This is a genomic window from Streptomyces sp. NBC_01506 (genome assembly GCF_045040295.1).
GTDB lineage: Bacteria > Actinomycetota > Actinomycetes > Streptomycetales > Streptomycetaceae > Streptomyces.
Window position 1 is genome coordinate 7,848,361 of the sequence record NZ_CP109422.1, and the last position, 12,594, is coordinate 7,860,954.

General features: G+C 70.8%; 10 protein-coding genes. 8 read left to right on the forward strand and 2 right to left on the reverse strand.

The genetic code is table 11. From position 1 onward, the window contains the following. Window positions 1-200 precede the first annotated feature (200 nt). Window positions 201-1,370 (forward strand): glycerophosphodiester phosphodiesterase, encoded by a 1,170-nt coding sequence (locus tag OG329_RS35215; protein ID WP_405800652.1) that lies wholly within the window; start codon window positions 201-203, stop codon window positions 1,368-1,370. A 188-nt stretch (window positions 1,371-1,558) separates the two neighbouring features. Beyond that, a complete protein-coding gene (locus OG329_RS35220; protein WP_405800654.1) occupies window positions 1,559-2,065 on the forward strand; it encodes a GNAT family N-acetyltransferase in 507 nt (168 codons plus the stop codon). Window positions 2,066-2,150: 85 nt separating this feature from the next. Here the strand turns inward: OG329_RS35220 and OG329_RS35225 are convergent, their stop codons facing one another. Beyond that, window positions 2,151-2,486 (reverse strand): hypothetical protein, encoded by a 336-nt coding sequence (locus OG329_RS35225; protein WP_405802190.1) that lies wholly within the window; start codon window positions 2,484-2,486, stop codon window positions 2,151-2,153. Window positions 2,487-2,602: 116 nt separating this feature from the next. Continuing rightward, window positions 2,603-2,962, reverse strand: coding sequence for a hypothetical protein (locus OG329_RS35230; protein WP_405800655.1), 360 nt, complete (start codon window positions 2,960-2,962; stop codon window positions 2,603-2,605). A 725-nt stretch (window positions 2,963-3,687) separates the two neighbouring features. Here OG329_RS35230 and OG329_RS35235 point away from each other — a divergent pair. The 6 genes from OG329_RS35235 (at window position 3,688) to cobT (ending at window position 12,304) form a co-directional block, all read left to right on the forward strand. After that, entirely contained in the window at window positions 3,688-4,776 is a 1,089-nt protein-coding gene (locus OG329_RS35235) for a methionine ABC transporter ATP-binding protein (RefSeq protein WP_405800657.1), read from the forward strand. After that, window positions 4,773-5,441, forward strand: coding sequence for a methionine ABC transporter permease (locus OG329_RS35240; protein WP_405800659.1), 669 nt, complete (start codon window positions 4,773-4,775; stop codon window positions 5,439-5,441). The genes OG329_RS35235 and OG329_RS35240 overlap by 4 nt, the downstream gene beginning before the upstream one ends. Window positions 5,442-5,527: 86 nt before the next feature. After that, window positions 5,528-6,388 (forward strand): MetQ/NlpA family ABC transporter substrate-binding protein, encoded by an 861-nt coding sequence (locus OG329_RS35245; RefSeq protein WP_405800660.1) that lies wholly within the window; start codon window positions 5,528-5,530, stop codon window positions 6,386-6,388. A 131-nt stretch (window positions 6,389-6,519) separates the two neighbouring features. Then, window positions 6,520-7,158 (forward strand): GNAT family N-acetyltransferase, encoded by a 639-nt coding sequence (locus OG329_RS35250; protein WP_405800661.1) that lies wholly within the window; start codon window positions 6,520-6,522, stop codon window positions 7,156-7,158. A 214-nt stretch (window positions 7,159-7,372) separates the two neighbouring features. After that, on the forward strand, window positions 7,373-8,593 hold the full coding sequence (cbiE, locus tag OG329_RS35255) for a precorrin-6y C5,15-methyltransferase (decarboxylating) subunit CbiE (RefSeq protein WP_405800662.1): 1,221 nt from the start codon (window positions 7,373-7,375) through the stop codon (window positions 8,591-8,593). 336 nt (window positions 8,594-8,929) lie between these two features. Continuing rightward, a complete protein-coding gene (cobT, locus tag OG329_RS35260; protein WP_405800663.1) occupies window positions 8,930-12,304 on the forward strand; it encodes a nicotinate-nucleotide--dimethylbenzimidazole phosphoribosyltransferase in 3,375 nt (1,124 codons plus the stop codon). Window positions 12,305-12,594 lie beyond the last annotated feature (290 nt).

A 12,594-nucleotide genomic window follows, 5' to 3' on the forward strand; every position in this document is an offset into this window, starting at 1 on the left:
CTAACTCGTCGCAGGTGGGGACGATACTCGCGGGTTGGCCCCCCGCGCACATCGGGTTCATCGAACTGATACGGGGTGTTGACACGTGTTTCCGCCGTGTTCGCGCGGGATCTGCCCGCCGTAGGGGGGTGACTGCCTACGATCAAGCCCTCGTTTGACAGGTGCGGGACAGCACATGGACATCACATGAAGGAGCGTTCATGACACAGGGTGCGAGAAACATCCCGGGACGAAGGACCGTGCTGGGAGCGGCGGTGCTCGGCTCGGCGGCACTCGGGCTTTCCGCAGGTACGGCCGGTACGGCGCGGGCCGCCCAGAACGACGGACGCGGCGGCGGCAACCGCCCGCCGAACAAGCGGCTGCCCGTGCCCACGATCATCGGACACCGCGGCGCCAGCGGTTACCGGCCCGAGCACACCCTCGGTTCGTACCAGCTCGCGCTGGACCTCGGCGCGCATGTGATCGAGCAGGACCTCGTGCCGACCAAGGACGGTCATCTCGTCTGCCGTCACGAGAACGACATCACCGCGACCACGGACGTCGCCGACCACCCCGAGTTCGCGGGGCGCAGGACGACCAAGAGCGTCGACGGGGTCAGCCTCACCGGCTGGTTCACCGAGGACTTCACCCTCGCCGAGCTGAAGACACTGCGCGCCAAGGAGCGCATCCCGGGAAACCGCCGGCACAGCACCCTCTACAACGGCCGCTGGGAGATCCCCACTTTCGAGGAGGTCCTGCGCTGGGCCGACGAGGAGGGCCGCCGCCGGGGCGAGCCCGTATGGCTGTACGTCGAGACGAAGCACCCCACCTACTTCCGGGGTCTGGGCCTGGGCCTGGAGGAACGGCTCGCGAAGCTGCTGCGCCGGTACGGCAGGGACCGCGGCGACTCCCCGCTGTTCCTCCAGTCCTTCGAGCCCACCAGCATGCAGCGCATGGCCAAGTTGGTCTCGACGCCGCGCGTCGTGCTGTTCGACGCCGCGAACACCCAGCCGTGGGACTTCAAGCAGTCGGGCGACCCGCGTTTCGTCGCCGACCTCATCACGCCCACCGGGCTGAAGTGGATAGCGTCGTTCGCGCAGGGCATCGGCCCGTGGGTGGACCTGATCATTCCGAAGGACAAGGCCGGCAAGCTGGGCGAGCCGACCACCCTGGTGCGTGACGCCCACGCGAAGGGCCTGATCCTGCACCCGTACACGATGCGCAACGAGAACAGCTTCCTGCCGGCGGACTTCCGGATCGGCACGGATCCCAACGCGTACGGCGACGCCTTCGGGGCCTTCAAGGTCTACTTCGAGCAGGGCATCGACGGCATCTTCACCGACAACCCGGACACGGGTCTGCTGGCGGCGGCCGACTTCACCAAGGACTGACCCCGGCCAGGACACGCCTGTTCGTGCCCCGGCCCCGCGCCCCGATCGGCCTGTCGCCGGTCGGGGCGCAACCGCTTGTAGGGGGCCACGAGTTGGGCGTAATGCTCATCACAAGAGGTTGCGGCTCCTGAACTCCGGGGAAAGGAGCGGTAGACAACCGGCAGCAGGTGAGCGGGAGGCATGCACACATGGGCATGAGCGTGACCATCTCAGCAGCGAACGCGCAGGACGCGGAGCACATCCTCAAGCTGCAGTACCTGTGTTACCAGAGCGAGGCCGAGCTCTACGGTGACTACACCATCGAACCGCTGACCCAGACCCTCGACGACCTCAAGGATGAAATCGCCCGCGGCCACGCGCTGGTGGCCAGGCTCGGCGGTGAAGTCGTCGCCTCCGTGCGGGGCGTCGTCGACACGCGGGGCACGGCCAGGATCGGCAAGCTCATCGTCCATCCGCGGATGCGGCACCACGGACTCGGCGGCCGGCTGCTCGACGCGATAGAGGCGAGTTTCGCCGCCGACGAGGCGGCGGCCAAGCGCTTCCAACTCTTCACCGGTCAGCGCAGCGAGGGCAATCTGCGGCTGTACCGGAGCAAGGGGTACGCGCCGGTGGCCAGCGAGGCGGTCGGACCCGGTCTCACGCTCGTGACGCTGGAGAAGGAGGCGGCCGACGGAGCCTTCGCCGCCAGCGCCTGACGGCCGACCGTGTGACGGTCAACCGCCTGACGACGTACGCCGGTACGGAGCGATCCGCTCAAACCGCCCCACCCACTTCACCCGCTCAACTCCGTCGGGACCTGCGCAGCCAGAGCATCCCCGTGACCGGCAGCAGTACGGGAATGAAGAGATACCCCCAGCCGAACCCCGACCAGACCGTCGCTTCGGGAAAGGCGGAGGTGTCCACGATCGTCCAGGTCCCGACGGTGAGCACACCGACGAGTTCGGCCGCGCAGCACACCAGCGCCGCTTTCCGGGCCGTCTCGCCGCCCCGTACGAGCGTGTAGGTGATGAACACGTACACGACGGCGGCGACGCCCGACAGCGCGTACGCCAGCGGTGCGCGGTCGAACTTGGTGGAGATCTCGAAGGCGGTCCGCGACACCGCGCCGACCGACATCACCCCGTAGAGCCAGACCAGCAGCAGTCCGGGCCCCTGGACCAGCTTGGTCCGCCCGGCCGGCCGCTCTCCGCGGCCCGCCGTGTTCGCCCCGGTCCCTGTATCGGCTTCCACCGTCAGCCTCCCCAGATGTCGTACAGACGCACTTCGAGTACGGCCAGGACGACGGCGCCGGCGGAGACCGTCACCGAACCCCACCGGGTCCGCTCGGACAGGGACAGGAGCGCCGCCGCCGGTACGGTGGCGAGCGCGCCGATCAGATACGAGACGAAGATCACCGAGCCCTGGTCCGGGTCCTCGCCACGCGCCAACTGAACTATTCCGACTATCAGTTGGACCAGCGCCAGCACCGTGACCACGGCCATGCCGATGAAGTGCCAGTCCTTGGTGGGCTGGTCCCGGTACGCGGCGAAACCGCACCAGGCGGCGAGGAGGAGGGCGGTCACGGAGACGGTGACCGTCAGGGCGACAAGCATGAACACGAGGGTATTACGGCCCGAAAAGCCCAGTGCGATCGCCCCTGCGGGCGAGGGCAGGGCGGGTGCCGCGCGAGGGCGGTCAAGGCTCGCTCCGGAGGCGGCGGCGGGCCCGCCGACCGTGGCCTTGGCCACAACGCGCGCCCGCTCCGAACCGACCGCCGACGCCGTCGCCGATCACCTCGCGGCCCTATCCATGCAGGTCAGAGGCGTGGAGCGGGAGCCCGGCGCGGCTTTCCGGCCGGGTCGCCCCACCCCGGACGAGCCCCGGAAGACGTATCCGCTATTCGGACAACTGGCCGGAGCGCGGATCTGTGTCTGCTTTACTTGCGACATGACCACGACGAGCAGCCGCGCCCTTGCGACCGAGGCGATCACGACGCCCGGTGCTCGCTGTCTGTGTCGAATGTGCGCCCACTGAGGGCCCCTGCCTGAGCCTCGCGCCCCGAAGCGAGACCCGACAGAAGCGACGCCGCGTCCGTCTCCACGTCTCGTACCTCCCGTACGTCACGGACATGGACCACGCCCGCCCGCGCCCAGCGCCGCACGGCCACCCGACGCCTCACACCTGAGCCGGCCGTGAGCCGCCGAGAGCTGCCGGGCCGTGTCGCGCCGCCGCGTCCTGCCGGATCCCACCACCCCCGCCGTACCCCACCGCCCCCTGCCCGAACTCCCCATGCCCCGGCGGCCATCGCGCCGCGCACCCGACAGTGACGGAAACGCCTGTGATCACCACCAGTGGCCTGACGAAGGTCTATCGGACCGGCCGGTCCGGCCGGTCGCGCGGCCATGAGGTCACCGCGCTGGACGGCGTCGACCTGCATGTACGCGAGGGCGAGGTCTTCGGAGTCGTCGGCCGCAGCGGCGCCGGGAAGTCCTCGCTCATCCGCTGCGTCAACCTCCTCGAACGTCCCACGGCGGGCACCGTGACCGTCGACGGGACCGACCTGACCGCGCTCGCCGGGCGCGGCCGACGGGCCGGCAAGGAGCTGCGCCGCGCGCGCAGCTCCATCGGCATGGTCTTCCAGCACTTCAATCTGCTGTCCTCGCGCACAGTGAAGGACAACATCGAACTGCCGCTGGAAATCCTCGGCCACTCCGCGCGGGAACGTTCTCGCAGAGCCCTGGAACTGCTCGACCTCGTCGGTCTCGCCGACAAGGCCAGGGTCTACCCCGCCCAGCTCTCCGGCGGCCAGAAACAGCGCGTCGGCATCGCACGCGCCCTGGCCGGCAACCCCAAGGTGCTGCTCTCCGACGAGGCGACCAGCGCGCTCGACCCCGAGACCACCCGCTCCATCCTGCGACTGCTGCGCGACATCAACCAGCAACTCGGTCTCACCGTCCTGCTGATCACGCACGAGATGGAGGTCGTCAAGACGATCTGCGACTCGGCCGCGCTCATGGAGAACGGCCGGATCACCGAGTCCGGCACGGTCGGCGAACTGCTCGCCACCCCCGGCTCCCGGTTGGCACACGAGCTGTTCCCGGTGGACGGCGCCGGGACCGGACCGGGCAGCACGGTCGTCGACGTCACCTTCCACGGCGAGGCGGCGACCAGGCCCGTCATCTCCCAGCTCTCGCGCACCTACAACATCGACATCTCGATCCTCGGCGCGGCGATGGACACCGTCGGGGGCCGCCAGATCGGCCGGATGCGTATCGAACTGCCCGGCCCCTACGAGGAGAACGTCGTGCCGGTCGGCTTCCTGCGTGAACAGGGACTCCAGGTCGAGTTGGTGGACGGCCCGGCCGTCGAGGCCCCGGCCGGATCCACCGGTCAGCCCGCCGCGCTCACCAAGGACGGTGCCAAGTGACCTGGTCCGAAATGCAGCCACTGCTCAGCCAGGGGACGCTCGACACCCTCTACATGGTGCTGTGGTCGGCGCTGGTCACCGTCGCGGGCGGACTGCCGCTCGGTGTGCTGCTCGTCCTCACCGACAAAGGCGGCCTGCTCCAGAACACGGCCGTCAACAAGGTCGTCGGTGTCATCGTGAACATCGGCCGCTCGCTGCCCTTCATCATCCTGCTGATCGCGCTGATCCCCTTCACCACCTTCGTCGTCGGCACCTTCATCGGCCCCACCGCGATGATCGTGCCGCTCGCCATCGGCGCGATCCCGTTCTTCGCCCGGCTGGTCGAGACGGCGATACGGGAGGTCGACCACGGTCTGGTGGAAGCCGTCCAGTCGATGGGCGGCTCGATCCCCACCATCGTGCGCAAGGTGCTGCTGCCGCAGGCGCTGCCGTCGATCGTCTCCGGCACGACCACCACCGTCATCGCGCTCATCGGTTACTCGGCGATGGCCGGCGCGGTCGGCGGCGAAGGTCTCGGCTCCAAGGCCGTCACGTACGGATTCCAGCGCTTCGAGAACGGCTTCATGATCGCCACGGTCGTCGTGCTGATCCTGATCGTCACCGTGATCCAACTGATCGGCGACCTCGCCGTACGACTGCTGACCCGCCGGACCCGTACGGCATAACCGCCCCGCCGCCCCACCCCAGATGTCCCACCGGCCCGCACTCCTTGTCCGGGTCCGTCCACCCACACAGGAAAGAGGCACTTTTCGTGCGCACTCACCTCAAGCTCGCCGCCGCCGCGGCCACCGCCGCCCTCGCCATCGGCCTCAGCGCCTGCGGCACCTCGTCCGACCCCGCGGAGAAGACCGCGGACGGCGCCAAGGCCGACGAGTCCAAGCCCCTGCTCGTCGCCGCGTCCCCGACACCGCACGCCGACATCCTGAACTTCATCAAGGACAACCTGGCGGCGGACGCCGGACTCAAGCTCGACGTCAAGGAGTTCACGGACTACGTCCTGCCGAACACCGCCACCGAGAGCGGCGAGGTCGACGCCAACTACTTCCAGAACAAGCCGTATCTGGACGACTTCAACAAGAAGAACGACACCCACATCGTGCCGGTCGTCAACGTCCACCTGGAGCCGCTGGCCCTCTACTCCAAGACGGTCGACGAGCTGACCGGCCTCAAGTCCGGCCAGACCGTGGCTATTCCGAACGACACCGTCAACGAGGGCCGCGCGCTGAAGCTCCTCGCCGACAACGGCGTGATCACACTCGCGGACGGTGTGACGGGCAACGGCACCCTGGCCGACATCAAGGACGACAAGGGCCTGAAGTTCAAGGAGCTGGAGGCCGCCACGCTGCCCCGCGCCCTGAACGACGTGGACGCCGCCGTCATCAACGGCAACTACGCCATCGAGGCCGACCTCAACCCCGCCGAGGACTCGCTGGCCCTGGAGAAGACCGAGGACAACCCGTACGCCAACTTCCTCGCCGTCAAGGAGGGCAACGAGAAGGACCCGCGCGTGCTGAAGCTCGCGAAGCTCCTCAACTCGCCCGAGGTGGAGAAGTACATCAAGGACACCTACAAGAACGGCGCGGTCCTGCCCGCTTTCGGCCCGCCCGCGTAACGCGCCGGTACAACGCGCCCGCGCAATCCGGCCGTCAATCCGGTAAGAGCCCCGCACACCCCGCCCGTGTGCGGGGCTCACCCGATACTGCATGCTGTGCATTTACGACGGACTGAGGCATGGAGCTGCGCATGACTACCACCTTTCCGGACGTCTCCATCAGCACCGAGCGGCTGGTGCTGCGCCCGTTCGAGGCGGCGGACATTCCGGCGTACATCGAGATGATGAACGACGAACCGGTCATCGCGTGGACGCAGACGCCGCACCCGTACACCACCCGGCACGCCGAGGAATGGGTGAGCGCCATCGCCCCGGCCGAGCGCACCGAGGGACGCGGACTGGTGCTCGCCGTCACCGAGTTCCTGACCCAGCGCCTCGTGGGACTCGCCCGGCTGACGAACACCAACTGGCGCACCCGCGCGACCGAGATCTCCTACATCACCGCTCCCTGGGCGCGCGGCGAGGGCTACGCCACCGAATCGGTGCTCGCCGTGGCGCAGTGGCTCTTTCGCGACCAGTCCTTCGAGCGCATCGAGTTGCGCACCGCCGCCGACAACACCGCGGCCCAGCAGGTCGCGCAGAAGGCCGGCTGCATCAGCGAGGGTGTCCTGCGCAACGCGTGGATAGCGCGTACGCAGACGGAGTCCGGCGGCTGGATCGACATCCGCACCGACCTCATCGTCTGGAGCCTGCTGCCGGAAGACCTCGAAGGCGTCGCCGAACAGATGGCGGACGCGGGCGGCTACGCGTCCTTCACCGACTGGAACTGAACGACGCGGCGGCCCGCCGCCCCTTGCCCTCCCGGACCCCCGGCGGACGACGTGACGTCCGGCGGGTACTCTCACACGCACCGCCCCGGTGCGGACCCCCTCACGGCACAGACGATCCGCGGCGACTCCGGCCTGCGACGAACCGACCTGGCCACCCGGCCGACCGGCCACCGACCACCTGATGACCTGACGATCCCTGGGGAGACTGACGACGATGGCCGACCGCGTCACGGTGATCGGCTGGGACGGCTCGCCCCTCGCGCCCGCGGCCACGTCCGCGCTCGCCGCCGCCACGCTGGTGGCAGGCGCCGCGCACCATCTCGCCCTGCCGCAAGTCCCGCCGGGCGCCGAACGCATCCGCCTCGGCAGCGTCGACCTCGCTGCGCGCAGGATCGCCGGACACCGCGGCAGCGCCGTCGTACTCGCCGACGGCGATCCCGGCTTCTTCGGTGTCGTACGCACCCTGCGCGCCCCCGAGCACGGACTCGAGGTCGAAGTCGTGCCCGCCGTCTCCTCCGTGGCCACCGCCTTCGCCCGCGCCGGAATGCCGTGGGACGACGCGCAGGTGGTGGTCGCCCACCGGCGCACGCTCCGGCGTGCCGTCAATGTGTGCCGGGCGCACACCAAAGTCGCCGTCCTCACCTCACCGGGCGCCGGGCCCGCCGAACTCGCCCTGCTGCTCGAGGGAGTTCACCGCACCTTCGTGATCTGCGAGGAACTTGGCACCGACCGCGAACAGGTCACCGTCCTCACCTCCGACAAGGCCGCCGACCATGTCTGGCGCGACCCCAACGTGGTGATCGTCGTCGGCGGAATCGGCACCTCGGCCGTGCGCACCGGCGGCTGGATCGCGGGCCACGACCCCGAGTACCCGCCCGCCGTACGGGGTTGGGCGCTGCCCTCCGAGGAGTACGGCATCGACCTCGACGAGGGCGAGTCGACCTGGCTGCGCGCGGCCCAGCTCGCCCGGCTCGGAGCCCGTACCGGCGATCTGGTCTGGGACATCGGGTCCGGCAGCGGCGCGCTCGCCGCCGAGGCGGGACGCTTCGGCGCCGCCGTGATCGCCGTGGACGCCGAACCGGGAGCGTGCGCAAGCACGGCAGCCGCCGCCCGGCGCGCCGGCGTACAACTGGAAGTCGTGGAAGGCCGCGCGCCCCACGTCCTGGAGAATCTGCCCGAGCCCGACGTCGTGCGCATCGGCGGCGGGGGAGTGGACGTCGTCGTCGCCTGCGCCGACCGCAGGCCCGCGCGCATCGTGACCCACGCCGCGACGCGGGACGAGGCCGAGGCCGTCTGTACCGCCCTCCGCGAGGGTGGTTACGTGGTGGAATGCGTCCTGCTCCAGTCCGTCGACATGGACACCGGAGACTGGTCGGAGCGGACACGCTCCGTGGTTTTCCTGGTCTCCGGGCAGCGGCCGGATCGCGCCCCCTGACCCCGTTGTCAGAGGCGCGAGGTAGGCTGACCGATCGTTGTACCGCAGCCGGTCGTTCGTTGCTTCGTTCGTCAATGTCCGGAAAAGTGGGTCGTTTTGGACCCCCGTGTGGTACGGCTGCACCGGGGGAGGCGCAACGTGGCGCAGCCCACAGAACACCACCGCGGATCACCGTGTGTCGGTGTCGAAGGGCCGCGAGAATACGTGCGGGCAACGGCTCGATTCGTGCCGCGCGGCGCCCACGCTCGTTGTCACTGACGGGTGCTGGACGCGCCGTCGAATCGGGGGCCCCGGTCGAAGGGCCGAAGGAGCACAACCAATGGGCGAGGGGTACGCATGACTGACACCGGCCAGGTCCCGGACGAGGGACAGCCGGAGAACGCAGGCATGGTGGAGCAGCCGGGCGACCCCGCTGCCGGCTCCTACGCCTACCTGGGCCCCTCCGACAGTGCTCCCGAGGACGACGACCTTCTGCTGATGCCGAGTTCGCAGGGGGCTTGGGGCGATCCGCAGCCGGCGCCGCCGGCGGACCCGCTCACGTCCGCCGCCTATGCCGTGCCCGTGCCCGAGCCGGAGCCCGTTCCGGCGGCGCAAGCCGAGTTCGCGCCGCAGTCGCCGTCGCAGCCGCAGCCGCAGTCGCGACTCGCCACTTACTCGCAGCCCGAGTATGAGTCCGAGTCGTCGGGGCACGGGCAGGTGGCGTACCAGCCACCGACCGAGTATCCGGCGCCGGACATGGCCCATATGCAGATGCAGCCCGTGCAGCCCGTGCAGCCCGTGCAACCTGTGGCGCCGCAAGCCGAGTTCGCGGTGGCGGCGGAGGCCCCTGCGGAGGCTCCGACTCCGGTTGTCGTGGAGACGGCTCCCCAGCAAGTCGCCGAAGTGGTCCCGGAGGCCACCGAAGCACCCGCATCCGCCCCCGCCCCCAACCCCACCCCCGCGCCGGAGGCGGCTCAGGAAGCGACGGCGCCCGCGCCCGAGCCGGGCGCGCACGAAGCCGGTGGCCGGGACTCGGGCTCGGTCGACCTCGGTGCTGTACGGATCCCGACCGCCACGTCCACACCGACGCCGCCGCCCGCGCGCCGCCCGCTGCACATGGGTCCGCCGATGCCCGACTCCACGGGTGGCGTGGTGCGTTCCCTCGCCGACCGCGGCCCTACGAGTACGCCGCCGAACCCCGTTCGGGTACGGACACAGGGGCCGCCCACGGTCGGCCCCCAGTATCTGGACATCCCGCGCGAGGAGGCCGCGGCGCTGCCGGGGCCGCAGCTCGGCGCGATCCCCATGCAGGGGGCGGACCCGTGGGACTCGCTGCCGCCGCAGTCCGAGACCCCGGTGGCGGAGATCGCGGTGGCGGAGATCGCGGTGGCCGAGCCGCAGGCGGTCGCCGAAGCGGCGGTCCCCGAGGCTCCCGCAGAAACGGTCGTCCCGGAGCCGGTTGTTCAGGCGCCGGAAGTCGCCCCCGAGCCGGAGCCCGTACCGGTGCCGGACGTGGTGGCCGAACAGGCTCCCGAGCCCGAGCCGACCCCTGAGCCGGAGCCCGAGCCGGAGCCCGAACCCCGGCCCGCACCCGAGCCGGTGGCCGAGGAGCCCGTGGCGGATCCCGCGCCCGAGCCCCTTCCCGCGCCCGACGCGGTGACCGTGGACGAGACCCCGGCCGCCGGGCCCGCCCGGCCCGTCGAGCCGGTGGAGCAGGTCGAGGCCGAGGAGAAGCGCGAGCCGATAGCGCTGCCCGGTGCGGACCCGGTGGCCGCCCCGGCACAGCCCGAGCCGGAGCCCGTACAGGCGGACGCCGAGCCCGAGCCCGTACAGCCCGACCCGGTGGAGCCCGAGCCCGTACCGGCCGTGGAGGTGGCCGAGCCCGTACCGGCGCCCGGCCCGGAGCCCACAACTCCCGCCGTTCCCGTGGTTCCCGTCGAGGCCCCGACCCCGGTGCCCGACGCCGAGCCGGAGCCCCCCGCCGTCGCCGACGACGCGTCACCCCCCGCCCCCGGCTACGACGACGCCGAGCGCGAGGCCGTCCTGCGCGTGATGCGCGAACGCCGCGACATCCGTAACGGCTTCCGCTCCGACCCGATCCCGCACGAGGTCCTGCTGCGCGTCCTCGAAGCCGCGCACACCGCCCCCAGCGTCGGCCACTCGCAGCCCTGGGACTTCGTCGTCATCCGTTCCGCCGAGACCCGGCAGACCATGCACGAGTTGGCCCAGCGCCAGCGCGACGCCTTCGCCAAGTCGCTCCCCAAGGGCCGGGCCAAGCAGTTCAAGGAACTGAAGATCGAGGCCATCCTCGACACCCCGGTGAACATCGTCGTCACGGCCGACCCCACGCGCGGCGGCCGGCACACCCTCGGCCGCCACACACAGCCGCAGATGGCGCCGTACTCCTCCGCCCTCGCCGTGGAGAACCTGTGGCTCGCCGCCCGCGCCGAAGGACTCGGCGTCGGCTGGGTCAGCTTCTTCGACGAGCGTGAGATGGTCCGCGCGCTCGGGCTCCCCGAGCACCTGGACGTCGTGGCGTATCTGTGCGTGGGGTACGTCGACGAGTTCCCCGAGGAGCCCGAGCTGACGCAGGCGGGCTGGTCCAAGCGCCGCCCGCTGTCCTGGGTCGTCCACGAGGAGACGTACGGCCGCCGGGCCCTGCCCGGCGAGGAGCCCCACGACCTCCTCAAGGAGACGATCGCCGGAATCCGCCCGCTCGACGCCAAGGCGCTCGGCGAGGCGTGGGAGCGGCAGAAGCGGATGACGAAGCCCGCCGGGGCGCTCGGCATGCTGGAGATCATCTCCGCGCAGCTCAGCGGACTGTCCCGGATGTGCCCGCCGCCGATCCCGGAGCCCGCGGCCGTCGCGGTCTTCGCGGGCGACCACGGTGTGCACGCGCAGGGCGTCACCCACTGGCCCCAGGAGGTGACGGCGCAGATGGTCGCCAACTTCCTCGGCGGCGGCGCGGTCTGCAACGCCTTCGCGAATCAGGTCGGCGCTGAGGTCTGTGTCATCGACGTCGGCGTCGCGGGCGAACTGCCCGCCACCCCCGGCCTGTTGCCCCGCAAGGTCCGTCCCGGCACGGCCGACTTCACGACCGGGCCCGCGCTGACCCGCGAAGAGGTGCTGGCCGCGATCGACGTGGGCATCGAGACCGCCCGCGATCTGGTGGCGGCGGGCAACAAGGGCCTGCTCACCGGTGAGATGGGCATCGCGAACACCACGGCCTGCGCCGCGTTGATCTCCGTCTACACGGACGCCGACCCCGCCGAGGTCACCGGGCGCGGGACGGGCATCAACGACGAGATGCACGCGCGCAAGATCGACGTCGTGCGCCGCGGCCTCGAACTGCACCGCCCCGACCCGGACGACCCGATCGGCGTGCTGGCGGCCTTCGGCGGTCTGGAGCAGGCGGCGCTCGTCGGGTTCCTGCTGGGCGGCGCTTCGCTGCGTACGCCGGTCATCCTCGACGGCGTGAGCGCGGGAGCGGCGGCCCTCGTCGCACGCGCCATCGCCCCCGAGGCCCTGGCGGCCTGCATCGCGGGCCACCGCAGCGCCGAACCGGGCCATGTCGCCGCGCTCAACAAACTGGGCCTGCGACCACTGGTGGACCTGGACCTGCGCCTGGGCGAGGGCACGGGCGCCCTGCTGGCGCTCCCGGTGGTCCAGAGCGCGGCGCGGGCGATGCACGAGGTGGCGACGTTCGACTCGGCGGGAGTGACGGAGAAATAGCCGCGAGCTTCCCATCCAGCCGCGCCGACGCATGCAGCCCCTCCGGCGCCATCTCCAGCCTCGCCGACGTTCGTGGCGCAGGACCGGGCATCTTCGGCTTCACTGGCGTTCGTGGCGCAGGACCGGCCATCTTCGGCTTCACTGGCGTTCGTGGCGCAGGACCGGGCATCTTCGGCCTCACTAGCGTTTCTGGCGCAGCACCGGGCACCTTCAGCCTCGCCGGCGTTTGAGGCGCGGGGTCCGGGGCGGAGCCCCGAAACCCAGCCCGCCCGGCGTTTGAGGGCACGGCC